A 24,670-nucleotide genomic window follows, 5' to 3' on the forward strand; every position below is an offset into this window, starting at 1 on the left:
TATGAGCTTTCCAACGATTCGAAAGACAGAAACCGACCGCGCCGACGCCACGCTGACCGATACGGTGCGGGCCGGGTTCAGTTGGGATGTGGCGCGCGCCATGCTCGACGGGTTCCCCGGCGGCGGGCTGAACATCGGGTATGAGGCACTGGACCGCCACGTTGCCGCCGGCCACGGCGATCAGGTCGCGATCCGCTGGCTGGGCAAAGATGGCGCGCGGCGTGACCTCAGCTATGGCGACATGACGGCGATGTCGGCGCGGTTTGCCAATGTGCTGGCCGCACATGGGCTGGGCCGGGGGGATCGGCTTTTTGCGATGATGGGGCGCGAGCCGGAACTCTATGCCGCCGCCCTGGGCACGCTGAAGGCCGGGCTGATCTTCACGCCGCTGTTTTCCGCCTTCGGGCCGGAACCGATCCGCACCCGCATGGAAATCGGCGAGGTGAACGTCGTTCTGACGACCGAGGCGATCTATCGCCGCAAGATCGCCGCCTGGCGGGCCGAGATCCCGTCGCTGAAACTGGTGCTGATCGCGGGCGACGATGCGCCGGCGGATTGTGTGGCGCTTGGCCCCGCATTGGCGGCGGCATCCGACACGTTCGCAACGGTCGAAACCGCCCCCGACGATCCCGCCCTGATCCATTTCACCTCGGGCACCACGGGCCGGCCCAAGGGCGCTGTCCATGTCCACGGCGCGGTGGTCAATCACGCCGCCACCGGGCGCTATGCGCTGGAAATGACCCCTGGCACGATCTTCTGGTGCACCGCCGATCCGGGCTGGGTCACCGGCACCTCCTACGGCATCATCTCGCCCCTGGTGAACCGCTGCACCATGATCGTGGACGAGGCCGAGTTCGAGCTTGACCGCTGGTACGGCATCTTGCAGCGCGAACAGGTCGCGGTCTGGTATTCCGCCCCCACCGCCATCCGCATGATGATGCGCGCGGGCAAAGAGGCCGCCGCGCCCTATGACTTTTCCGCGCTGCGCTTTCTGGCCTCAGTCGGCGAGCCGCTGAACCCCGAAGCCGTGGACTGGAGCAATCAGGTCTTCGGCCACCCGTTCCACGACAACTGGTGGCAGACCGAAACCGGCGGCATCATGATCGCCAACACCCGCGCGATGGATATCAAGCCCGGCTCGATGGGCCGCCCCCTGCCCGGCATCGAGGCCGGGATCGTGGACCAAGACGGCGACGGGCTGCGCGAATTGCCCGATGGCGAAATCGGCGAACTGGCGCTGCGCCCCGGCTGGCCGTCGATGATGCGCACCTATCTGCATGAACAGGCGCGCTACGACAAATGCTTCGTGGGCGGCTGGTACCTGTCGGGCGACTTGGCGATGCGCGACGGCGACGGCTATTTCTGGTTCGTCGGCCGGGCCGACGATCTGATCAAAAGTTCGGGCCATCTGATCGGCCCGTTCGAGGTCGAAAGCGCGCTGATCGAACACGACGCCGTGGCCGAGGCGGCGGTGATCGGCATCCCCGACGAAACCGCCGGCGAAATCGTGAAAGCCTATGTCGCGCTGAACCCCGGCTTCGAACCCTCGGAAGAGTTGGAACGCGACATTCGCGGCCACGCCCGCAAGCGGCTTGGCCCCGCCGTCGCCCCGCGCGCGGTGGTGTTCCGCCAGACCCTGCCCAAGACCCGATCGGGCAAGATCATGCGCCGCCTGCTGAAGGCGCGCGAACTGGGCCTGCCCGAAGGCGACATTTCCACGCTGGAGACGGATGAAAAATGACCCATGCCGACAAACCCCACCTGACCCATGCCCATGTGCTGGACCTGCTCAAGGGCATGATCCGCATCCGCCGGTTCGAGGATAAATGCGCCGAGCTTTACACCCACGAAAAGATCCGCGGCTTTTTGCATCTTTATGACGGGGAAGAGGCCGTGGCGATGGGCGTGATCCCGGTTCTGGGCCCGGATGACCGCATCGTCGCCACCTACCGCGAACATGGCCATGCGCTGGCGCGCGGTGTGCCGATGGACGCGGTCATGGCCGAAATGTACGGCAAGGCCGGTGGCTGTTCCGGCGGGCGCGGCGGCTCAATGCATATTTTCGATGCCGGGCGGAATTTCTATGGCGGCAATGCCATCGTCGGCGGCGGGCTGCCGTTGGCCGCCGGGCTGGGCCTGAACGACCGGATGCGGGGCACGGACCATGTGACCGCCTGTTTCTTCGGCGAAGGCGCCGTGGCCGAGGGCGAGTTTCACGAAACCATGAACCTGGCGCAGCTCTGGCGCCTGCCGGTTCTGTTCATCTGCGAAAACAACGGCTACGCGATGGGATCGGCCCTGGCCCGGACCGAGGCCGAGACCGATATCCACGCCAGGGCCGCCGCCTATGGCATCGCGTCCGAACAGGTGGACGGCATGGATGTGGTCGCGGTAGAGGCCGCCACCCGCCGCGCGCTGGACAGCATCCGCGAAACCGGCAAACCCTATTTTCTGGAATGCGTGACCTACCGGTTCCGCGCCCATTCGATGTTCGACGCCCAGCTTTACCGCGACAAGACCGAGGTCGAGGAATGGCGCAAGCAGGGCCCGATCGTGCGGTTTCAAGACTGGCTGCTGAAGAACAAGCTGATCCGCGACGCCGACATCGATGCGATCATCGACAGCGTCGATGCCGAAATCGCACAGGCGGTGGCATTCGCCGAGGCCAGCGATTGGGAGCCGCTCGAGACCCTGACCGCGCATGTGATGGCGGCGGACCGTCCCGCGCCACCCGCCATCCCCGCCCCGCCGGCCGAAACCGTCGAGATGACCTATCGCGAGGCGGTCAAACAGGCGATCCGCGATGCGATGATCCGCGACGAGCGGGTATTCCTGATGGGCGAGGATGTCGGCGCCTATGGCGGCTGCTATGCGGTGTCCAAAGGCTTGATGGATGAATTCGGCGCCGGCCGCATCCGCGACACACCGCTGTCGGAATCCGGGTTCACCGGCGCCGGCATCGGTGCGGCGGCGGCAGGGATGCGCCCGATTGTCGAGCTGATGACGGTGAATTTCAGCCTGCTGGCGCTGGATCAGATCATGAATACCGCCGCCACGATCCGGCACATGTCGGGCGGGCAGTTCGGGGTGCCGCTGGTGATCCGCATGGCCACCGGCGCGGGCAAGCAACTGGCCGCGCAGCATTCCCATTCGCTGGAAGGCTGGTACGCGCATATCCCCGGGTTGCGCATACTGGCCCCCGCCACGCTGGAGGACGCGCGCGGGATGCTCTGGACCGCGTTGCAGGATCCCGACCCGGTGCTGATCTTCGAAAATGTCATGCTGTACAACCGTGCCGGCCAACTTGCCGCGAATGCCGGGCCGGTCGATATCGACAAGGCCGCGATCCGCAGGCCGGGCCGCGACGTGACGCTGATCACCTATGGCGGTTCGCTGTTCAAGGTGCTGGAGGCGGCCGAGGCGCTGGCCCAAGACGGGATCGAGGCCGAGGTGATCGACCTGCGCAGCCTGCGCCCGCTGGACGACGCCACCATCATGGCGTCGCTGGCGCGCACCCGCCGGGCCGTGGTGGTGGACGAAGGCTGGCGCAGCGGCTCGTTGTCGGCCGAGATCGCGGCCCGGATCATGGAGCAGAGCTTCTGGACCCTTGATGCGCCGGTGGGTCGGGTCTGTTCCGCCGAGGTCCCGATCCCCTATCCCAAACATCTGGAGGATGCGTCCATTCCGCAGGTTCCCGCCATCGTCGCGGCGGCCAAAGCCACACTGGGAAAGGGCTAGGTCATGGGCGTGTTCAAGATGCCCTCGCTGGGCGCGGATATGGAGGCGGGCACCCTGGTCGAATGGCTGGTGGCGCCGGGGGACGCGGTGAAACGCGGCGATGTGGTCGCCGTGGTCGAGACCCAGAAAGGCGCGATCGAGATCGAGATTTTCGAGGACGGCACCGTGGCCCGGCTGGAGGCCGATCTGGGCCAGAAACTCCCGGTGGGGGCGCCGCTGGCGCTGATCGTGAAGGAAGGCGAGGCCGCGCCCCCCGCGCCCGAAGCCAAGGCCCCGCCGCCTGAACCCGCCCCGATAGCCGAACCCATCGCCGCCCCCGCCCCGCCGCCGCCTGCCGCCGGTGTCACACCGGCCTCGCCCGCCGCGCGGATTCTGGCGGCGGAACGCGGGCTTGATCTGGCCGCCCTGCCCGGCACCGGCCCCGGCGGCGCGGTGCTGCTGGCCGATGTCGAGGCCGCAACGCCAACCGCGAAACCGACCCGCGCCGATGCCATGGCCGAGATGCGCAAGGCCATTGCCGCCGCCATGGCCAAGTCGAAACGCGAGATCCCGCATTACTATCTGTCGCACACGATCGATCTGCAGGCCGCCACCGACTGGCTGGCCGACACCAACGCCGTCCGCCCGCCCGAAGGCCGGTTGCTGATGGGCGCGTTGCTGTTGAAGGCCACAGCGCTGGCGGCGCAATCCGCAAAGACGGTCAACGGCTTTTATGGCGCGGACGGGTTCGCACCATCGGCGCGGGTGCATGTGGGCCTTGCGGTCGCGCTGCGCGGTGGCGGGCTGATCGCGCCCGCGATCCTGGATACCGACACCCGGCCGCTGGACGATCTGATGGCCGCGATGCGCGATCTGATCGCGCGGGCCCGCGCCGGGCGGCTGCGCAGCTCGGAAATGACCGAGGCCACGATCACCCTGTCCAGCCTGGGCGAAACCGGGGTCGCGGCGATGTCCGGCATCATCTATCCGCCGCAGGTGGCGCTGGTCGGGGTCGGCACCCCGCAGCCTATGGCGCTGGTGCGCGACGGCCAGGTGGTGGCGCGCCAGGCGGTCACGATCTCGCTTGCCGCTGATCACCGGGCCAGCGACGGTCGGCTGGGCGCGCGCTTTCTGACCGAAATCGACAAATTTCTGCAAACACCGGAGGCCCTATGACACAGGACGAAATCCGCACCGCCTTTATCGAGGAACTGATCAGGATCGCCCCGGATCTGGAGCCGGACACAATCGGCAGCTCCGATCATCTGCAGGATGATCTGGAGCTCGACTCGATGGATATCCTCAATCTGGTCGTGGCGCTGCACAAGCGCTTCGGGGTGGATATCCCCGAGGCCGAATATCGCCGGATCGAAACCCCGGATCTGGCCGTGGCCTATCTGGCCGAACGGCTTTCGTGATATAGATCGCCGCAACACCCGAGGATCCGATGGCCCCCGCCCCCAAACCCGCCGCCCTTGACGCAACCCGGCTTGCCCCCGCCCCCGATCCCGATGCGCTGAATTTCGAGACGACCCGCGATCTGGCGCCGCTCGACGACTGGCTGGGGCAGGACCGCGCGCTGGATGCGATCCGCATGGCGGCGCAGACCCGGCATCGCGACTTCAACCTGTTCGTGCTGGGCACCCCCGGCAGCGGCCGCCACCATGCCACACGCGGGGTACTGGAACCGGTCGCGCAGGGCCGCGCGGTGCCGGACGACTGGGTCTATGTTAACAATTTCGAAACCCCGCACCGGCCCAGGGCGCTGCGGCTGCCGCCGGGCATGGCGCTGCGACTGAAAAGCGCGATGGAAACCCTGATCGACGATCTGGCCAACGACATCCCCGCCCTGTTCGAATCCGAGGATTACCAAAGCCGCCGTCACGCCATCGAACAGGAATTCGCCGACAAGCACGAAACCGCGATGCGGGTGCTGTTCGAAAACGCGCGCACCCGCGACGTGGCGATCCTGCGCACGCCCATGGGCTATGCGGTGGCCGCGATCCGCGACAACGAGGTGCTGACCCCCGAGCAGTTCGAAAAGCTGCCCAAACCCAAGCAGGAGGCAATCGAGGAAAAGGTCGACCAGACCCGCAAGGAAATGGAGGCGGTGCTCAAGGAACTGCCCCGCCACCAGAAGGACAGCCGCGCACGGGTCGAGGAGCTGAACCTTTCCATCGCCGAAGAGGCGGTGGACGGCGCCATCGGCGCGGCCTTCGCCGATCTGCGCAGTAACGAGGTGATTCAGGCCCATATCGGCGTCATCCGCAAGGATCTGATCGAAAACCCCGAACTGTTCCTGATCTCAGAGGACGGGCCGCGCGCCGGCGCCTTTCCGGTCGCCACCACCCGGCATTTCGCCAAGCCGCAGTTCCGCCGCTACCTGGTCAATCCGATGGTCGCGCATGACCCCGCCACCGCCGCCACCGGCGCGCCGATCATCGAGGAGAACCTGCCGACGCTGGCCAATCTGATCGGCCGGGTCGAGCATATCTCGCAAATGGGCACGCTGGTCACCGATTTCAGCATGATCAAGCCCGGCGCGCTGCAGCGGGCCAATGGCGGCTATCTGATCCTGGATGCACGCCAGGTGCTCAGCGAACCGTTCGCTTGGGGCGCGTTGAAGCGCAGCCTGAAGACCGGCAAGGTCGCGATCATCTCGGCGGGCGAGGAAATGAGCCTGATCTCCACCGTGTCGCTGGAACCCGACCCGATCCCGCTGGATGTGCGCGTGGTGCTGGTGGGCGAGCGCGAGCTTTACTATCTGCTGGCCGCCTTTGATCCGGATTTCGGCGCGCTGTTCAAGCTGCAGGCCGATTTCAGCGACGTGATGCCGCGCACGCCCGCCGCGACCGGGCTGTACGCGCGGCTTGTGGCCACCATCGCGCAGCGTGCCGAAATCCGCCCGCTTTCGCCCCCCGGCGTGGCCCGCACCCTGCTGGAAAGCACCCGGCTTGCCGACGATAATGAACGGCTGTCGCTGAATATCGACCGCATCTCGGACCTGCTGCGCGAGGCCGATTACTGCGCCGCGCGCGACGGCCAGCCGGTGATCGGCGCGGCCGAGATCGACGCCGCCGTCACCGCCGCCGAAACCCGCGCCGGGCGGGTGCGCGATCTGAGCCACGAGGCGATCACCCGCAACATCCTGCTGATCGACACCGACGGCGCACGGGTGGGCCAGATCAACGCCCTTTCGGTACTGCAGCTGGGCGGGTTCAGCTTCGGGCGTCCGTCGCGGGTGACCGCGCGGGTGCGTGTCGGCAGCGGCAAGCTGGTCGATATCGAACGCGAGGCCGAACTGGGTGGGCCGCTGCATTCCAAGGGCGTGATGATCCTGTCGGGTTATCTGGCCACCCATTACGCGCCCGACATCCCGATGTCGCTTTGGGCCAGCATCGTGTTCGAGCAAAGCTATGGCGGCGTCGATGGCGACAGCGCCTCGGCGGCCGAGCTGTTCGCGCTGCTGTCGGCACTGTCCGAGGTGCCGATCGATCAGTCCTTCGCGGTGACCGGCTCGGTCAATCAGTTCGGTGACATTCAGGCGATCGGCGGCGTCAACGAAAAGATCGAGGGATTCTTCGACATCTGCGCCGCGCGCGGGCTGACCGGGCGGCAGGCGGTGCTGATCCCCGCCGCCAATGTGAAACATCTGGCGCTGCGCCAGCGGGTGATCGACGCGGTCGCGGCAGGGCAGTTCCGCATCATCCCGATCCGCAGCGTCAATCAGGGGCTGGACCTGCTGACCGGCCGCCCGGCGGGGGCGCGCGATGCGGATGGCATCTATGAGGCGGGCAGCATCAACCGGCTGACCGAGGACCGGCTGCGCGGCTTTGCCGAGGCGCGCAAGGGCTTCATCACCCCGCCCCGGCCAGGCAACGATACCGGCGGGGGCAGCGCATGACCGCCCCCGCAACAGCCCCTGGCCGGGTGATCCTTGGCGCGACCTCTTTCGCCGATGCCGACAGCGCGATCGCGGTCGCCGTGGCGCTGGCCCACGACAGCGAATCCGAACTGGTCGGCCTGCTGATCGAGGAGGAAACCATTCTGGCCTGCGCGGCGGGCCGGGGTGCGCTGGCCGGCGGCGCGGTTCCGCTGAGCGTCGAGCGGATGCTGGCCGCCTATCGCCGCGACGCATTGGCGTTTCAGGCACGGATCGCCGAGGCCGCGCAGGGGCGCGCGCTGCGCTGGTCCTTTACCCAGCGGCGCGGGCGGGTTCTGCCGCTGCTGTCAGAACTCGCCGGCCAGGGCGATCTGGTGCTGCTGGGCCATCGCCGCGCGCCGTTTCAGGCCGGCGCAGTGGTGGCCGTGCCCGGCCCGACCGACGACGACCCGGCCCTGGCCCAGGCGGTGCGCACCGCACGCGGCCTGGGCCGCCCGATCACCATTCTGGCGCCCGCCGCACAACTGGCGGGGGCGGCGGCCACCGCTCTGCGGCTGGGCGCGCGGCCCGACGCGCTGACGCTGCGCGCCGTGGCTGATCAAGCCGCGCTGCTGGACACGCTGAACCGGCTTGATGCCGCCACCGTCTTTCTGGGCCGCACCGGGTTCGCGCCCGCCTTTCTGGCGCGACTGTCAGAAGCCGCCCGCGCGCCGGTCGTGTTCCCGGCCAGCAGTCTGGCACCCCCCGCCGCCCCGCCCCCCGGCGGCGGCTGAAATCCGCGCATCCCATCGGCGCCCGGCCCGCATTTGACGCGGATCAACGAAAGCGTCATGCGACTCGCCGATGCTTTGCCGACACGATATCTTTTAGGAGGATACAGCAATGACCTACCGCGAATGGCTTCCGTCGTCCTGGCTCGGGTCCAAGGGCGATCCCGACAATCCGTTTATCTCGCTGCGCAAACAGATCGACACGCTGTTTGACGATTTCGGCTCTGGCCCGCTGACCAGGGACGGCGCCTTTGCCGTGCGCACCAATGTCAGCGAAACCGATGATGAAATCTGCATCACCGCCGAACTGCCTGGCATCGAAATGAAGGATGTGGATGTGTCGGTGTCCGGCAACCGCATCACCATCAAGGGCGAGAAGAAGTCGGAAAAAGAAGAGCGCAAGGAAGAGGAAGGTCGCGAATTTCACCGGATCGAGCGCAGCTCGGGGTCGTTCCGGCGGATGATGACCATGCCGTTCGAGATCGACCCGAACACGGTGAAGGCCGGAGTGAAGGACGGCGTGCTGACCGTGACCCTGCCCAAACCCGCCGAAGAGGCCGCAAAGGCCAAGAAGATCGAGGTTACCAAGGCGGACTGAATCGCCCCGCCCGACCACCCGGCGCGACTGTGCGCCGGGAACGGCCCGCATGTCGCGCCCTTCCGCAAATCCGGCTTGACCTTCCTTCGCTGGAATCGATCAGATTACCGGCAGGAGGACTGCATATGCGCAAATTCACCGTACCGGACATGAGCTGTGGCCATTGCGTGGCCGCGATTGAAAAGGCGGTCAAGGCGGCCGATCCGGCGGCCACGGTCGTCTGCGATCTGGGCGCCCGCACCGTCGCGATTGACAGCACCAGCGCCGCGCCCGCATTGATTGCGGCGATCAGCGATGCGGGATACGGCGCGACCGCGACAGGCTAGCCGCGGCCGTTCGAAAGTTTTCTCAGTGCGCGCCGCTCAGCCCAGCCGATAATTCGGCGACTCGCGCGTGATCTGCACGTCATGCACATGGCTTTCCTTCAGTCCCGCGCCGGTGATGCGCACAAAACGGCTGTTGGTGCGCATCTCGTCGACCGTGGCGTTGCCGGTATAGCCCATGGCCGCGCGCAGGCCGCCGACCAGTTGATGTACCACCGCCCCGGCCGACCCCTTGTAGGGCACCTGCCCCTCGATCCCTTCCGGGACCAGCTTGTCACTGGCCGCGTCCTTCTGGAAATAGCGGTCGGCCGAGCCGCGCGCCATCGCGCCAAGCGACCCCATCCCGCGATAGGATTTGAACGACCGGCCCTGGTACAGGATCACCTCGCCCGGCGACTCGTCTGTGCCCGCGATCATGCTGCCGACCATCGCGCAGGACGCGCCCGCCGCGATCGCCTTGGCAAAATCGCCGGAATACTTGATGCCGCCATCGGCGATCACCGGCACGCCGTGCAGGTTGCCCGCCGCCGCACAATCCATGATCGCGGTCAGCTGCGGCACCCCCACACCGGCCACCATACGGGTGGTGCAGATCGAACCCGGCCCGATCCCGACCTTCACCGCATCCGCGCCCGCGCCGATCAGCGCACGGGTGGCTTCGCCCGTGGCCACGTTGCCGGCCATCACCTGCACCGCGTTGGACAGTTTCTTGACCCGCTCGACCGCCAGCGCCACGCCTTCGGAATGGCCATGCGCAGTGTCGATCACGATCAGGTCGCAGCCCGCGTCGATCAGCGCCTCTGACCGCTCGAACCCTGCATCGCCCACCGTGGTCGCGGCGGCGACGCGCAGCCGGCCCAGTTCGTCCTTGCAGGCATGGGGATTCAGCACCGATTGCTCGGTATCCTTCAGGGTCAGCAATCCGGTCAGCTTGCCCTGCCCGTCGGTGACCAGCAGTTTCTCGATCCGGCGCGCCTTCATCAGGCTCAGCGCCTCGGCCCGGTCGGCGGGCTCGGTCAGCACCGCCAGCCTGTCCGAGGTCATCATGACCCGCACCGGCGTGTTATCGTCGCTGGCAAACCGCATGTCGCGGTTGGTGACGATGCCCAGCACGCGCCCCTTTTCATCGACCACCGGAAAGCCGGTGATATTGTATTTCTCGCGCAGCTTCTTGGCGTCGGCCAGGGTCTGGTCGGGGGTCAGGGTGATCGGGTTGTAGACGATGCCGGATTCGAAGCGTTTGACGTGGCGCACCTCGTTTTGCTGCTCGTCCACGCTCAGGTTGCGGTGGATCACCCCCATGCCGCCCGCCTGGGCCATGGCAATCGCCATCCGGCCTTCGGTCACCGTATCCATCGCCGAGCTGAGCAGCGGGATGTTCAGCCGGATCGAGCGGGTGACATGGGTGGACGTATCCGCCGTGGACGGCAGGACCGAGCTTGCTGCGGGAACAAGCAAAACATCGTCGAAGGTAAGCGCCTCGCGAATCTCCATGGGGGGCTCCTTGGGAGTTTTCGTTTGGCGCTTCCCTATTTCACGGGCGGTGGGGAAAGGAAAGCCCCAATGCGCCCCTTACGCCCGCGCCGCGTTGGTTTTCGGCCCAAGCCCGCCCTTGGCCCAGGCCTGCAACACTTTTACCGCGATCGGCGGAATCGCCAGCGTGGCCGCCACCAGCGCCACCGCGCCCAGAATGCGGAACACCGCGCCCTGCCCGTCGGCCGCCATCATCAGCATCAGCGACGCAAACGCCGCCATCGGAAAGGTGAACGCGCCCCATAGCGGGCTGAACCCGGCGGCGGTGATATAGCGCGCCCGGATCAGCAGAACCGCCAGCATCAGCAGCGCCAGAACCGACAGGCCAAGCGCCAGGTGCCGGTGCCCCAGCAGCAACGCGACGGTGCCCAGCAGGCAGGCCGGCGCCAGATGGATCGCCAGCAGCGGGCGCAGCGGCGGCGGCGGGTCGCGGCGGATAAGCTGACCAAGGCTCGCGCCCCAGATCAGCACCGCGATCGGGCCGGTGACCGACAGGATGATCTGCGCCGCCGCGGTATAGCCCAGCGGGATCGCCGCCAGCGGGGCCACGATGAAGCCCACGAAATGCAGGTGCCAGACCGGCGTGACCCGCCGCTGCTCGGCCGGGCCGGTCAACAGCAGCCACAGCATCAGCCCCACCAGCAGCACATGCGCCGCCAGACCTGCAACCAGCACGCCGCGCGCCAGTGCCCCGCTCATTGGCACCAATGCGGCGGCCAGCAGGTACAGCGACAGCACCAGCACCGCCAGCCCGGCCCGGCCTGGCAGAACCCGCAGATCCTCGACCACCACGGCGGGGCGGCGGATCACCTTGCGCAGATAGGCCGCCAGCGCGAAAAGAAACAACAGCGTCACCGCCCCAAGGATCAGTTGCGACGCCGCGCCGGGCACCGCAAACGCGGCCCCGGCCCGGCGCCAGGCCAGCCCCAGACCCAACAGGCCAAAGATCGGCGGAAAGATCGCCGGCGGGGTCTGTTCGCCGAATTTCGGTTTGGTCGCCATGGTCATTTCTGTGTTCCGATCCGATTTGTCCTGCTTGCCCTTGTGCCCGCCGCCCCGCGCTTTGTGAATGGGGAAACCGGGGCGATGGATGGTCGCAGGCGGTGCGGCCTTGCCCCCGTCCGGGGCTTTGACCATTCTGGTCCCACGCAACAGGGGGCCGGGCATGGGCACACACGAATATGACAGCGGGCGGCTGAACCTGCCCTTCGTGGGCATCGCCACCTTCGGCAAACGGCCCTATGTCGCGGACTGGTCGCAGATCGAGGCCGAGGTGGCGATCCTGGGCGCGCCCTTCGACAGCGGCACACAATACCGGCCCGGCGCGCGCTTTGGCCCGCGCGCGGTGCGCGAGGCCAGCACGCTGTTTTCCTTCGGCCATGCCGGCGCCTATGACCACGAGGATGACGTGACCTATCTGGGCCCCGAGGTGCGGATCGTCGATATGGGCGACGCCGATATCGTGCATACCGATACCGAGGCCAGCCACGCCGCGATCGAGACCGGCCTGCGCGCGGCCTTGGCCGTCGGGGCGCTGCCGGTGCTGATCGGCGGCGATCATTCGGTGAATATCCCGGCGATCCGGGCCTTCGACGATCAGGGTGATTTTCACCTTCTTCAGATCGACGCGCATCTGGATTTCGTGGACGAACGCCACGGCGTGCGCCACGGCCACGGCAACCCGATGCGCCGCGCGGCGGAAAAACCCTATGTCACCGGGCTGACCCAGGTGGGGATCCGCAATGTGTCGTCCACCGCGCGCGACGGCTACGTGGATGCGCGCACCATGGGGTCGGACATCCTGTCGGTGCGGCAGATGCGCGAATTCGGCACCGAGGGCGTGCTGGCGCGCATCCCGACCGGCGCGCGGGTTTATGTCACGATCGACATCGACGCCTTCTGCCCTTCGATCGCGCCCGGCACCGGCACCCCCAGCCATGGCGGGTTTCTATATTACGAGGTGCTGGAACTGATGCAGGGGCTGGCCAGGCGGCACGAGGTGATCGGCCTGGATCTGGTCGAGGTCGCCCCAGATTACGACCCCACCGGCGGCACCGCGATTCTGGCGGCGCAATTGCTGATGAATACGCTGGGCTTCATCTTCCACGCGCGTGGCGCCGGCGGTTAGACGGCGTCATGTCGCGAAAAACCGGGCGCTCTTGCGTCGGCGCATGTGCCATGCCGCCCGGTCATTTGTCCATCAGGTCAGTTTATCCTTTACCCATGGCCCTGCGGGGCTAAACTTTGGCAAAATCAAAACTCTGGGAGGAAAACTTTATGAAAAACCTGATGGGCACCGCGGCCCTTGCCGCCGTCACGCTGGCCTTTGCGACCGAGGCGATGGCCGAGGAATGGAATGTTTCGGTCTGGGGCAAGCGCCGCGCCTTCACCGAACATGTGGAAAAACTGGCCGAGCTGGTCAGCGAAAAGACCGGCGGCGACTTTACCCTGAACATCTCTTACGGCGGGCTGTCGAAGAATACCGAGAACCTGGATGGCATTTCCATCGGCGCGTTCGAGATGGCGCAGTTCTGCGCCGGCTATCACCGCGACAAGAACCCCTCGATCACCGTGCTGGAACTGCCCTTTCTGGGGGTGAGCAGCCTTGAGGAAGAGCGCCGGATTTCCGAGGCGCTGTATGCCCACCCCGCCGCCAAGGCCGATCTGGCGCGCTGGAACGCCACGCTGCTGATGCCGACGCCGCTGCCGCAGTACAACTTTGTCGGTGTGGGTGACGCGCCGCACACCCTGGCCGATTTCGACGGCATGTCCGTGCGCGCCACCGGCGGCATCGGCGAGGCGATGAAGCTGGTGGGCGCGGTGCCCACCTCGATGTCGGCAACCGAGGTGCGCCAGGCGCTGGACAGCGGCGTGGTCAAGGCGGTGTCCTTCGCGCCGCATGCACATATGTCCTTCGGCACGGTCGAATCCGGCACATGGTGGACCGCCAACCTGAACCCCGGCACGGTGAACTGCCCGGTTGTGGTCAATTCCGACGCGCTCGACAGCCTGTCGGAGGAAAACCGCGCGGCCCTGCTGGGCTCGGTCGGCGAGGCGCTGGATTACTACATCGCTTTCTATAACGAAAAGACCATGGCGAAATGGGGCCCCACGCTGGAAGAGCGCGGGATCGAACAGATCACCTATTCCGACGCCGAACTGACCGCGTTCAAGGACGCCGCCGCCGGCCCGGTCGCCGCCGCCTGGATCGAGGAAAACACCGCGCGCGGCCTGCCCGCGCAGGAGCTTTACGACTTCGTCACCGGCATGATCGGGCAATAGGCCCACAGCCCGCGCCGCGCCCCTGTCCGGGGGCGCGGCTTTTGATTTTTCCCAAGCAAAGGTGCTCGCATGGCCGGCAGTTCCGCCGTTCTGGAAGATGACAGCCTTCTCAGCCGCATCGATCGCGCGCTGTTCCGGCTGGAAACCGTGCTGGCGCTGATCAGCGGGCTGGCGGTGTTTTCGCTGATGCTGCTGGCGGTGGTGTCGGTCGCGGGGCGCAATGTCTTCAATCAGCCGGTGCCGGGCTATGTCGACTGGATCCAGCAGGCCATGCCGCTGATCGCCTTCATGGGCATTTCCTATACCCAGCGTCAGGGCGGCCATATCCGCATGGACATGCTGGTCGGCGCGCTGAACGGCCGCGCGCTGTGGCTGGCCGAGTTCATCACCACCTTCGCAATGCTGCTGCTGATGCTGCTGCTGGTCTGGGGCAGCTGGGCGCATTTCCAGCGCAGCTTCGACTTCGCCGCCCCTATGTGGAGCCGCGACAGCAGCATGGATATCGCGCTGCCGCTGTGGCCCGCCAAACTGCTGGCGCCGGTGGCGTTTTCGGTGCTGTGCCTGCGGCTGGTGCTGCAATTGTGGGGCTACGGCCGGGCGATTGTGCTGAACCTGGTGGAACCCGTGGCGGTGCCGCTGGTGCAATCGGCGGCCGAACAGGCCGCCGCCGAGGCCGAAACCGTTTCCGGGGGCGAGGACTGACATGGAACCCATTGATATTGGCATCGTCGTCTCGCTTGGCCTGCTGGCGCTTGTGGTTCTGGGGATGCGCGTGGCCTTTGCCGCCGCGCTGACCGGCCTGGTCGGGCTGATCTGGATCTTCTGGGCCAAGAAGGGCTATGCGCCGGACGATTTCGGCTGGGCACTGACCGTGGCGGTGAAAACCGCGGGCCAGGTGCCGCATTCCAAGGTGGCCAGTCAGGCGCTGTCGCTGATCCCCACCTTCATCCTGATCGGCTATCTGGCCTATTACGCGGGCCTGACCAAGGCGCTGTTCGAGGCCGCCAAGCGCTGGGTCGGCTGGCTGCCCGGCGGGCTGGCCGTGGCCACGGTCTTTGCCACGGCGGGGTTCGCCGCCGTTTCCGGCGCCTCGGTCGCCACCGCAGCCGTGTTCGCGCGCATCGCCATCCCCGAGATGCTGAAAGTCGGCTATGACAAGCGTTTTGCCGCAGGCGTCGTCGCCGCCGCCGGCACGCTGGCCTCGATGATCCCGCCATCGGCCATTCTGGTGATCTATGCGATCATCGTCGAACAGGACGTGGGCAAGCTGCTGCTGGCGGGGTTCATTCCCGGCGTGGTCTCGGCGGTGATCTATGCGGCACTGATCGTTGGAATGGCGGTGACGTTGCCGAAATTCGGCCCGCCAGTGAAAGGCTTCACCTGGGCCGAGCGGTTCAAATCCCTGCCCCCCGCCCTGCCGATCGCCTTTGTCATCGTGATCATCATCTTCTTCATCTACAACCCGTTCGGCGGCGATGCCTGGGGCACGCCGACCGAGGGCGGCGCGCTGGGGGCCTTCGTGGTGTTCTGCATGGCGCTGTATCACGGGATGCGCTGGCCGCAGCTGAAAGATGCGCTGCTGGAAACCGCCAAGCTGGCGGTGATGATCTTCACCATCATCTGGGGTGTGCTGATCTATGTGCGCTTCCTGGGTTTTGCCGACTTGCCCGGCGCGTTTGCCGGGTGGATCACCGCGCTGGATCAGCCGCCGATGCTGACGCTGGTGATGATCCTGCTGGCCTATGCGGTGCTGGGCATGTTCATGGACGCGATCGGAATGCTGCTGCTGACCCTGCCGGTGGTCTATCCGGCGGTCATGGCGCTGAACGGAGGCGAGTTCGTCAGCGCAGCCGACAGCGCCTTCGGCATGTCGGGGCCGATGTGCGCGATCTGGTTCGGGATCCTGGTGGTGAAGATGGCAGAGTTCTGCCTGATCACACCGCCCATTGGGCTGAACTGCTTTGTCGTGGCCGGCGTGCGCGACGATCTGAGCGTGCAGGACGTGTTCCGGGGCGTCACCCCCTTCTTCATCGCCGATGCGGTGACCATCGCGGTGCTGGTGGCGGTGCCGCAGATCGTGCTGTGGCTGCCGGGCCAGGCGTGACCCCGGCCCGGGCGGGTGCGGGTCAGGGCTTGATCCGTGCGGGCTCGTCCGCCTCCAGATAGGCCTCTTCCTCGGGGGTCAGGGCGATGTCGTCATAACCGGTGATCATCGGCCGCACATGGGCGCGGAACGAATGGCCCACCGTCAGCAGATAGACATGCGCCACCACGAAGGACGCGATCGCATAGGCCGCCAGCACATGCAGATTGGCCGTGATCTGCAGCCAGAACGTGGCATTTGGCACGGTTTCCCAGAAATTGTAGCTCAGATAGAGCAGACCGGAAATCCAGATCACCGGGAACAGGATCAGTTTCAGCGCCAGATAGGTCAACGCCTGAAGCGGGTTGTGCTTGCGCCAATAGGCCTTGCGATAGGGGTGATGTTCGCCTTTGAAGATGCCATAGACATAAAACCGCGCGACCTTCAGCAACCCCTCGCCACTGGGCACGTAATGCACCCAGGTGCCGGTGGTCAGGTGCCAGAAGATCGCGAAGATCCACAGCACGATCAGCAGGCCTGCCGCGACCACATGCAGCATCGCCGCCGGGCCGAATGGCATCAGGTGATGCACCCCGCTGACCGCCAGTCCGGTGAAGAACAGAAAGAAGATCAGCGCCATCTGGCCCCAGTGCCAGAACCGCTCGAACCGCGGATAGACCTTGACGCTGCGTGTGTGCCTGTCATCCGTCATGGTGGCCCCCTTTGCGGCTGAATTTGCGGATCATTGCATGTGCCAGCACCGCCGCGATGGCGGCCAGCAGCATCACCCGGCCGATCAGGCCGCCGGGCGAGCCGGTGCCGGTGCCGGGCATGTAGACCCCGGCCAGATCGGCCAGCCGTCCGTCCCGCGCATGGCATTCGGCGCAATCGAGCGCGTCCTCGGCCGGTGCCACCATATGGGTGATCGGCCAGTACATGTAGGTATCGACAAAGCCGTATTCGCCGGAATATTCGGCCCCCGCCGCGGCCATGCCCGCATTGATCGCCTTGCCCCAGTCGAAATTGGTCCAGAACGCGGTGTCGGTATCGGGCCCCCAGACATGGGAATAGACCAGCCGGTTAAGCTGACTGTCATAGGCCTGACGCCCCTGCATCCGCTTGAACGGCCAGATCCGCGATCCCGGCTGCCCGGCGCCGCCGCCGATCCGGTTGACCTCGACCACCTTGGTGGGGTCGATGGTCTGGTCGCCGGTGGTATAGCTCACCTGCCCGTCGAACCAGGCATAGAAGGGCTCGACATCCTCGCCCCATTCGAAATCGCCCTTGGTCGACAGATAGGTGTGCAGCGCCTTACCGTCGCTTTGGGTATAGTCCTCGATGCTCATCGGTTTGCCGTCGGCATCCAGCCTGCCGGCGGTGGACCAGTCCCATTTGGTCTTGGTCGCCACGCCGCCGCGGGCGAATTCGGGGATGTGGCAGGTCTGACAGGCCACGGTGTCGGTGTGGTCGTTCAGCTTGACGCCCTTGATGTTCAGCGGGTGCGGCTCATTGCCATGGCAGCTTTCGCAGGTGGCCACGCCGCGATGCATCCCGGGCAGGCCGGTACCGCCCGTATCCGCCGCCGCCACGTCATAGCGCGATCCGGCGAAGATATGCTCGTCGCTGACATGGCAGGTGGAACAGGCAAAGTTCTGCCCGTCCGGAGCCATATGCACATCCACCGCCTTGGACGGGCTGTACAGGGCCGAGGACAGATCGCCATGCTTCACGTTGTCGCCACCGCCGCCATAGAAATGGCACTGGCCGCAGTTTTCGCGCCCCGGCGAGCCGACGCTTTGCGCCGACTTCTTCAGATCGACCACCCAGGCGGGCGCGCCGGTGATGGTGCTGCCCTTGGTCGTCAGCGACGGATGGCCCGCCCCGGTGGCGGTCTTGGTATACTGGCCGGATGTGTCGTGGCAGACCAGACAATCGACCCGGTCGGGTTCGGCGGGCGGGGCCGAGGCCATATCCTCCCATCCATAGCCCGCATGGCACGAGGTGCAGCGCGGCTCGTTCCCCGCCACGTTGCCGCAAAACGCGTTGATCACATTGCGCTTGCCCAGCACCTGGCCGGTATCGGGCTGGGTGAATTCCCAGGTCCAGTGGATCGAGTGCATCACCTGATCGCTGGCTTCGGTATGGCAGCTCAGACAGGCGGCGGTCACTTCGGGACCGGACTGAAAGTCCTTTTGCAGGATCTCGAACTTGCTGTGGTCGGCGGTGCTTTTGCTGGCCGTCTCCGTGTCCTGGGCAAATCCCGGACCACACAGCAGGCCCACCACCACAAACACTGTCGCGGCGAACCGGGGGCTATTGCATCGCATGCGGGCTCCTCCCTGCACGGGTCAGAGCGCGTTTCCAATTATGTTATATATTGAATATGTTTTATTTTGCCAAGCCCGATCACGGCAGACCGGCCGCCCGGCCCGCTTGCGCGGAACTTTGCCGGAAAAGCCGCATCTGACACAAAACTTTCAAATGACATTTACATGCGCCATCCTTATCCGGAATGACAATCAGGGCCCAAAGGCCCATCGAGCGGCACCCGAAAGGAGATATAGATGAAAATTGCAGTTCTGGGCGGCGACGGATTTTGCGGCTGGCCGACCTCCCTTCACCTGTCCGATCAGGGCCACGAGATCCATATCATCGACAACCTGTCGCGCCGCTGGATTGACACCGAGCTGGGTGTGCAATCGCTGACGCCGATGGATTCGATCCAGGAGCGCTGCCGCATCTGGAAAGACCTGACCGGCCGCAACCTGCATTTCCACCTTCTGGACCTGGCCAAGGATTACGAATTGCTGCGCCAGTGGCTGGCCGAGGAACGGCCCGACGCGATCATCCATTTCGCCGAACAGCGCGCCGCGCCCTATTCGATGAAATCGGACCGCCACAAGGTCTATACCGTCAACAACAACGTCTCGGCCACGCATAACCTGCTGACCGCGATGGTGGAAACCGGCATCGACGCGCATCTGGTGCATCTGGGCACGATGGGCGTTTACGGCTATTCCACCGTCGGCGCCGCCATCCCCGAAGGGTATCTGGACGTCGAAGTCGAAAAGCTGGACGGCGGCAAGGCCGGGCTGGAAATCCTGTACCCCACCCGCCCCGGCTCGGTCTATCATATGACCAAGTCGCTGGATCAGATCCTGTTCCAGTTCTACGCCCAGAATGACGGGCTGCGGATCACCGATCTGCATCAGGGCATCGTCTGGGGCACCCATACCGACCAGACCCGCCGCCACGAGCAGTTGATCAACCGGTTCGACTATGACGGCGATTACGGCACCGTGCTGAACCGGTTCCTGATCCAGGCCGCGATCGGCTATCCGCTGACCGTGCATGGCACCGGCGGCCAGACCCGCGCCTTCATCCACCTGCAAGACAGCGTGCGCTGCATCGAGCTGGCGCTGTCGGATGCGCCCGAGGCCGGCGACCGGGTCAAGATCTTCAACCAGATGACCGAAACCCACCGGGTCCGCGATCTGGCCGAGATGATCGCCAAGATGACCGGGGCCGAGATCGCCTTTCTGCCGAACCCGCGCAAAGAGGCCGCCGAAAACGATCTGATCGTGAAAAACGACGGCTTCCTGGCGCTGGGGCTGAACCCGATCACCCTGAAAGAGGGCCTGCTGGACGAGGTGGTGGATGTGGCCAGGAAATACGCCCACCGGATCGACCGCAAGCGGGTACCGGCGGTGTCGGCCTGGACCAAGGACATCGCCACGCGCGTGGAAACCGATCCCGAAGGCAAGCGGCTCAAATCCGTTTCATGAGCGGCCGCGCCTATGTGACGCTTGTCACCAACGCGGATTTCGCGCTTGGGGCCAGGGCACTGATCCGTTCGCTGACCCAGACCGGCACCGACGCCGATCTGGTGGTGATGCATACCGGCGGGGTCGGCGCGGGTGATCTGGCGCCGCTGGCCGCGCTTGGGGCGCGGCTGGTGCAGGTCGATCTGCTGCCCACGTCGGAGGCGTTCAACACCCGGCACGCGCGCCAGAACCTGCATACGGCGGCGCCGTTCACCAAGGGCACCAAACCAGCCTTCCACACGCCGCTGGACAATTTCGCCAAGCTGCGGCTGTGGCAGCTGGACTATGACCGGGTGGTGTTTCTGGATGCCGATACGCTGGTGCTGCAAAACTGCGACAAGCTGTTCGACTATCCCGAATTCTGCGCCGCGCCCAATGTCTATGAAAGCCTGGCCGATTTTCACCGGATGAATTCCGGCGTCTTCACCGCGCGCCCCGACCCGAGCACGTTCGACGCGATGCTGGCGCGGCTGGACCGGCCCGGCGCGTTCTGGCGGCGCACCGATCAGACGTTCTTGCAGGATTTCTTTCCCGACTGGCATGGGCTGCCGATCTATTGCAACATGCTGCAATATGTCTGGTTCAACATGCCGGAGCTGTGGTCGTGGGAGGATATCAAAATCCTGCATTTCCAGTATGAAAAGCCGTGGCAGGATCACGACAAGGCCGACCGCCTGCGGGTGCTGATCGATCTGTGGCGCGCCTATGCCGGTGACGGGCCGGTGCCCGCCCTGGCCGATTTGCCGGAGCCGGGCGCATGAAGCTGGCGATCACCGGCGGTGCGGGCCTGGTCGGCCGGTTTCTGGTCGAAGAGGCGCTGGCCGCGGGCGACGCGGTCACCCTTCTGAGCCGTCACGCGCCCGCGCCCGGGTTCTTTTCCGCGCCGGTGCCGCACCGGTCCTTCGCCCTAGGCGACCGGCCCGATCTGGACGGGATCGATGCGGTGATCCACTGCGCCTTTTCGCATGTCCCCGGCCGCTATCGCGGCGGTGAGGGCGACGATCCCGACGGGTTCATCCGCGCCAATCTGGACGGCTCGACCGCGCTGTTCGAGGCGGCGAAAGCCAGCGGCGTCGGGCGCGTGCTGTTCCTGTCGTCGCGCGCGGTCTATGGCGCCTATCCGGCGGGCACACCGCTGTCCGAGGATCTGCCGCCCAAGCCCGTGACCCTGTATGGCGAGGTCAAATGGCAGGCCGAACAGGCGTTGGCCGATCTGTGCGGCCCGGATTTCGCCGGGGTCAGCCTGCGCGCCACCGGGGTTTATGGCCCGGCGGGACCAGGGCAGATGCATAAATGGGCCGATCTTTTCGCCGATTTCGCCGCCGGGCGCGAAATCGCGCCGCGCGCAGGTACGGAATTACACGGCGATGACCTTGCACAGGCGGCGCGCCTGGCGCTTGTTGCACAGCCGGGCGTCTATAACCTGTCGGATTTCGTGCTGGACCGGCACGATCTGCTGACGCTGGTGGCGCAGGCCACCGGCAGTGTCCGGGCCGCGCCCCCGCGCGCGACGGACGAGATCAGCCAGATGAGCACCGACAGGATCCGCGCCCTGGGCTGGCGGCCCGGCGGGATCGTCAAGCTGAAGGCCAGCCTGGCCGGGATGCTCTGATCCGCGTTCATCAGCCCCGGCAGGTTTCTTCGCCATCCACCTCCACCGCGCAGAGCGCCTGACAGGCCGCGATAAGCTGTGGGCGGGGCATGGACTTTCTGGCCTCCGGCGGGGATATTTGCGCGGAAAAGAAAACAGGGGCAGTTCATGAAGATCGCGACCTTCAATATCAACGGCATCAAGGCGCGGAGTCAGGCCCTGCCCAACTGGCTGGACGAGGCACAGCCGGATGTAGCCCTGTTGCAGGAGATCAAGTCGGTTGACGAAAATTTCCCGCGTGAGCTGTTCGAGGAGCGCGGCTATAACGTCGAAACCCACGGGCAGAAGTCATTCAACGGCGTGGCGATCCTGTCGAAACTGCCGCTGGAGGATGTCACCCGCGGGCTGCCCGGCGATGACGAGGACGAACAGGCGCGCTGGATCGAGGCCACCGTGGTTGGCAAGCGCGCGATCCGCATTTGCGGGCTGTACCTGCCCAACGGCAACCCCGCGCCGGGACCGAAATTCGATTACAAGCTGGCCTGGATGGCACGGTTGCAGGCGCGGGCCGAAGCGCTGATGGCGGCCGAGGAACCGGCGTTGATGGCGGGCGATTACAATGTGATCCCCCAGGACGAGGATGCCGCCCGGCCAGAGGCGTGGCGCGAGGATGCGCTGGCCCGGCCCGAAAGCCGTGCCGCCTTTCGCCGCATCCTGAATCTGGGCTTTACCGAAGCGTTCCGCGCCCGCACCCGCGGCCCCGGCCATTACAGTTTCTGGGACTATCAGGCCGGTGCCTGGAACAAGAACGACGGCATCCGCATCGATCACTTCCTGCTGACGCCGCAGGCCGCCGATCTGCTGCTCGATTGCCAGATCGACCGCGATGTGCGCGGGCGCGAAAAGCCATCGGATCATGTTCCGGTCTGGATCGAGCTGGACGCTTAACCCAGCGGCTGCGCCCGTTCCACCAGCCGCGCGAAGAACGACGCGCCCAGCGGCGCGACCTCGTCGTTGAAGTCATAGGCCGGGTGGTGCAGCGTGGCGCCCGCACCAATGCCGAGGTAAAGATAGGCGCCGGGGCGTTCATTGAGCATGTAGGAGAAATCCTCGGCCCCCATGTCGCGACTGCCATTACGTTCGACCAGCGCCTCGCCCGCGATCTCGGCGGCCACGTCGGCGGCGAAGTCTGCCTTTTCGGCATCGTTCACCGTGGCCGGATAGCCGCGATTATAGATCAGTTCGGCCGCGACGTCATAGGCTGCGGCCTGCCCGGCGACGATCTGTTCCAGCCGCCCGATCACGCGGGCCTGCACCGCCGGATCGAAGGTGCGCACCGTGCCGTTGATGAAGGCGGTTTCGGGGATCACGTTATTGGCGCTGCCGGTGTGGATCTGGGTGACCGAGATCACCAGTTCCTCCTGCGCCGACGTGTTGCGGCTGACGATGGTCTGGATCGCCTGGGCAATGCCGAGTGCGGCGACGATCGGGTCGCGCGCCTCGTGCGGCATGGCGCCGTGGCCGCCCTGCCCGGTCACGTTGATGATGAAATCGTCGACCGCCGCCAGCATCGGCCCCGGCGCGGTCTGAAACGCGCCCGCCGTCAGCCCCGGCAGGTTATGGATGCCGTAGACTTGGGTGATGCCGAAGCGGTCCATGATACCTTCGCGGCACATGACCGCGCCGCCGCCGCCGTCTTCCTCGGCCGGTTGAAAGATCAGCGCGACGCGGCCCGCGAAATTGCGCGTCTCGGCCAGATAGCGCGCGGCCCCCAACAGCATCGTGGTGTGCCCGTCATGGCCGCAGGCGTGCATTTTGCCGGGGATGGTCGAGGCATAGGCGGCGCCTGTCGCCTCTTTGATCGGCAGGGCATCCATGTCGGCGCGCAGGCCGATGGTGGGGCCCGGCCCGCGACCTTCGATGATCGCCACGATGCCGGTTTTCGCGATCCCTTCGTGCAGCTCGTCCACGCCGAATTCACGCAGCCGCGCCGCGACATAGGCCGCGGTTTCATGACATTCGAACCCCAGTTCGGGGTGTCGGTGCATCCAGCGGCGCCAGGTTTTCATGTCGTCGGCGAAATCGGCAATCCGGTTGACGGGCGGCATGTGGACTCCTTGCACGCGTCTGTGTAACCCGGTCAGAGTTTCCCAAAGACGCAGGCGTGACAATGGCGAAAACGCAGGACTTGGCGGCAAGCGACGCATTGGTACAGGGCGCGGGCGGCGGATTGCCCCGGTTGCTGGAAATCATGCGCCGGCTGCGCGACCCGAACACCGGCTGTCCGTGGGATATCGAACAGGATTTCGCCTCGATCGCGCCCTACACGATCGAAGAGGCCTATGAGGTCGCCGACGCCATCGAACGCCAGGCCTGGGACGAGTTGGAGGGGGAACTGGGCGATCTGCTGTTGCAGACCGTCTTTCACGCCCAGATCGGGCAAGAGGCCGGGCTGTTCAGCTTCGACAGCGTGGCCAATGCGATTTCCGACAAGATGCTGGCGCGCCATCCGCATGTGTTCGGCGACGAGGACCGCGACAAGAGCACCGATCAGCAGACCGCCGATTGGGAAAAGATCAAGGCGGCCGAACGCGCCGCCAAGGCCGAGCATGGCACGCTGGACGGGGTCGCGGTGGGGCTGCCTGCGCTGACCCGCGCCGTGAAGCTGCAAAATCGCGCGGCACGGGTCGGCTTCGACTGGCCCGACGCCAGCCATGTGATCGACAAGATCGCCGAAGAGGCCCGGGAACTGCAAGAGGCGCGCGATACGCTGTCTGACGCGGAGGTGCGCGAGGAATTCGGCGATCTGCTGTTCGTCATCGCCAATCTCGCCCGCCACCTGAAGCTGGACCCAGAAGAGGCCCTGCGCGCCGCCAATGCCAAATTCACCCGCCGGTTTCAGGGCGTCGAGGCGAAACTGGCCGCCCTTGGCAAGCGCCCGCAGCAGTCGGATCTGGCCGAGATGGACGCGCTATGGGACGCGGTAAAGGCCGAGGAACGCGCTGCGAAAGCATCCGAGTAAAGATGTCAGGTATTGACCCGACAAAAAAAGTCGGATTAAACCCG

The 24,670-nt window shown here is 65.9% G+C and carries 22 protein-coding genes; 17 read left to right on the plus strand and 5 right to left on the minus strand.

The features are described 5' to 3' along the window. The first annotated feature begins 1 nt into the window (after nucleotide 1). The 8 genes from acsA to ACSR1C_RS06190 all read left to right on the plus strand — a co-directional run bounded on the left by acsA (nucleotide 2) and on the right by ACSR1C_RS06190 (nucleotide 9,294). The gene (gene acsA, locus ACSR1C_RS06155; RefSeq protein WP_460258458.1) at nucleotides 2-1,741 is read left to right on the plus strand and encodes an acetate--CoA ligase; all 1,740 of its coding nucleotides are present in this window, start codon (nucleotides 2-4) and stop codon (nucleotides 1,739-1,741) included. Next, the gene (pdhA, locus tag ACSR1C_RS06160) at nucleotides 1,738-3,738 is read left to right on the plus strand and encodes a pyruvate dehydrogenase (acetyl-transferring) E1 component subunit alpha (protein ID WP_460258459.1); all 2,001 of its coding nucleotides are present in this window, start codon (nucleotides 1,738-1,740) and stop codon (nucleotides 3,736-3,738) included. The genes acsA and pdhA overlap by 4 nt, the downstream gene beginning before the upstream one ends. 3 nt (nucleotides 3,739-3,741) lie before the next feature. Continuing rightward, a complete protein-coding gene (locus ACSR1C_RS06165) occupies nucleotides 3,742-4,893 on the plus strand; it encodes a dihydrolipoamide acetyltransferase family protein (RefSeq protein WP_460258460.1) in 1,152 nt (383 codons plus the stop codon). Then, nucleotides 4,890-5,135, plus strand: a complete 246-nt coding sequence (locus ACSR1C_RS06170) for an acyl carrier protein (protein ID WP_460258461.1) — start codon at nucleotides 4,890-4,892, stop codon at nucleotides 5,133-5,135. The genes ACSR1C_RS06165 and ACSR1C_RS06170 overlap by 4 nt, the downstream gene beginning before the upstream one ends. A 29-nt stretch (nucleotides 5,136-5,164) precedes the next feature. Further along, nucleotides 5,165-7,621: a Lon protease family protein gene (locus tag ACSR1C_RS06175; protein ID WP_460258462.1), complete on the plus strand. Its 2,457-nt coding sequence runs from the start codon at nucleotides 5,165-5,167 to the stop codon at nucleotides 7,619-7,621. Further along, nucleotides 7,618-8,373: a hypothetical protein gene (locus tag ACSR1C_RS06180; protein WP_460258463.1), complete on the plus strand. Its 756-nt coding sequence runs from the start codon at nucleotides 7,618-7,620 to the stop codon at nucleotides 8,371-8,373. The genes ACSR1C_RS06175 and ACSR1C_RS06180 overlap by 4 nt, the downstream gene beginning before the upstream one ends. 109 nt (nucleotides 8,374-8,482) lie before the next feature. Then, on the plus strand, nucleotides 8,483-8,968 hold the full coding sequence (locus ACSR1C_RS06185; protein ID WP_460258464.1) for an Hsp20/alpha crystallin family protein: 486 nt from the start codon (nucleotides 8,483-8,485) through the stop codon (nucleotides 8,966-8,968). Nucleotides 8,969-9,093: 125 nt separating this feature from the next. Beyond that, complete coding sequence (locus tag ACSR1C_RS06190; protein ID WP_460258465.1) at nucleotides 9,094-9,294, plus strand: heavy-metal-associated domain-containing protein; 201 nt, start codon at nucleotides 9,094-9,096, stop codon at nucleotides 9,292-9,294. A gap of 36 nt (nucleotides 9,295-9,330) precedes the next feature. On the opposite strand, the gene guaB is transcribed toward ACSR1C_RS06190, so the two are convergent. After that, nucleotides 9,331-10,785 carry an IMP dehydrogenase gene (gene guaB / locus ACSR1C_RS06195; protein WP_460258466.1) on the minus strand — a complete coding sequence of 485 codons (1,455 nt, stop codon included), beginning with the start codon at nucleotides 10,783-10,785 and terminating at the stop codon, nucleotides 9,331-9,333. Nucleotides 10,786-10,863: 78 nt separating this feature from the next. Further along, nucleotides 10,864-11,832, minus strand: a complete 969-nt coding sequence (locus ACSR1C_RS06200) for a TDT family transporter (protein ID WP_460258467.1) — start codon at nucleotides 11,830-11,832, stop codon at nucleotides 10,864-10,866. Nucleotides 11,833-11,989: 157 nt separating this feature from the next. Between ACSR1C_RS06200 and speB the strand changes: the two genes are divergently transcribed. From speB to ACSR1C_RS06220, 4 genes are all read left to right on the plus strand, one after another. Then, complete coding sequence (gene speB, locus ACSR1C_RS06205) at nucleotides 11,990-12,952, plus strand: agmatinase (RefSeq protein WP_460258468.1); 963 nt, start codon at nucleotides 11,990-11,992, stop codon at nucleotides 12,950-12,952. A gap of 149 nt (nucleotides 12,953-13,101) precedes the next feature. Beyond that, on the plus strand, nucleotides 13,102-14,106 hold the full coding sequence (locus ACSR1C_RS06210; RefSeq protein WP_460258469.1) for a C4-dicarboxylate TRAP transporter substrate-binding protein: 1,005 nt from the start codon (nucleotides 13,102-13,104) through the stop codon (nucleotides 14,104-14,106). Between the two features lie 69 nt (nucleotides 14,107-14,175). Next, nucleotides 14,176-14,808 carry a TRAP transporter small permease subunit gene (locus tag ACSR1C_RS06215; protein ID WP_460258470.1) on the plus strand — a complete coding sequence of 211 codons (633 nt, stop codon included), beginning with the start codon at nucleotides 14,176-14,178 and terminating at the stop codon, nucleotides 14,806-14,808. Nucleotide 14,809: 1 nt separating this feature from the next. Further along, a complete protein-coding gene (locus ACSR1C_RS06220) occupies nucleotides 14,810-16,210 on the plus strand; it encodes a TRAP transporter large permease (RefSeq protein ID WP_460258471.1) in 1,401 nt (466 codons plus the stop codon). A gap of 22 nt (nucleotides 16,211-16,232) precedes the next feature. Here ACSR1C_RS06220 and ACSR1C_RS06225 read toward each other — a convergent pair whose 3' ends face one another. After that, on the minus strand, nucleotides 16,233-16,901 hold the full coding sequence (locus ACSR1C_RS06225; protein ID WP_460258472.1) for a cytochrome b/b6 domain-containing protein: 669 nt from the start codon (nucleotides 16,899-16,901) through the stop codon (nucleotides 16,233-16,235). Beyond that, nucleotides 16,891-18,516 (minus strand): tetrathionate reductase family octaheme c-type cytochrome, encoded by a 1,626-nt coding sequence (locus tag ACSR1C_RS06230; protein ID WP_460258473.1) that lies wholly within the window; start codon nucleotides 18,514-18,516, stop codon nucleotides 16,891-16,893. The genes ACSR1C_RS06225 and ACSR1C_RS06230 overlap by 11 nt, the downstream gene beginning before the upstream one ends. Before the next feature lie 237 nt (nucleotides 18,517-18,753). On the opposite strand from ACSR1C_RS06230, the gene ACSR1C_RS06235 reads away from it, so the two are divergent. From ACSR1C_RS06235 to xth, 4 genes are all read left to right on the plus strand, one after another. Then, nucleotides 18,754-19,974, plus strand: coding sequence for an NAD-dependent epimerase/dehydratase family protein (locus ACSR1C_RS06235; RefSeq protein WP_460258474.1), 1,221 nt, complete (start codon nucleotides 18,754-18,756; stop codon nucleotides 19,972-19,974). Then, nucleotides 19,971-20,774: a glycosyltransferase gene (locus tag ACSR1C_RS06240; RefSeq protein WP_460258475.1), complete on the plus strand. Its 804-nt coding sequence runs from the start codon at nucleotides 19,971-19,973 to the stop codon at nucleotides 20,772-20,774. Before ACSR1C_RS06235 ends, ACSR1C_RS06240 begins: the two co-directional genes overlap by 4 nt. Continuing rightward, nucleotides 20,771-21,625, plus strand: coding sequence for an NAD-dependent epimerase/dehydratase family protein (locus ACSR1C_RS06245; protein ID WP_460258476.1), 855 nt, complete (start codon nucleotides 20,771-20,773; stop codon nucleotides 21,623-21,625). Before ACSR1C_RS06240 ends, ACSR1C_RS06245 begins: the two co-directional genes overlap by 4 nt. 147 nt (nucleotides 21,626-21,772) lie before the next feature. Then, the gene (xth, locus tag ACSR1C_RS06250) at nucleotides 21,773-22,552 is read left to right on the plus strand and encodes an exodeoxyribonuclease III (RefSeq protein ID WP_460258477.1); all 780 of its coding nucleotides are present in this window, start codon (nucleotides 21,773-21,775) and stop codon (nucleotides 22,550-22,552) included. On the opposite strand, the gene ACSR1C_RS06255 is transcribed toward xth, so the two are convergent. Beyond that, nucleotides 22,549-23,712, minus strand: coding sequence for a M20 aminoacylase family protein (locus ACSR1C_RS06255; protein ID WP_460258478.1), 1,164 nt, complete (start codon nucleotides 23,710-23,712; stop codon nucleotides 22,549-22,551). The two genes, xth and ACSR1C_RS06255, sit on opposite strands and share 4 nt — an antisense overlap. 62 nt (nucleotides 23,713-23,774) lie before the next feature. Here ACSR1C_RS06255 and mazG point away from each other — a divergent pair, with 62 nt between their 5' ends. Continuing rightward, a complete protein-coding gene (mazG, locus tag ACSR1C_RS06260) occupies nucleotides 23,775-24,626 on the plus strand; it encodes a nucleoside triphosphate pyrophosphohydrolase (protein WP_460258579.1) in 852 nt (283 codons plus the stop codon). Nucleotides 24,627-24,670 lie beyond the last annotated feature (44 nt).

The sequence above is a fragment of the Actibacterium sp. D185-2 genome, from assembly GCF_054954595.1.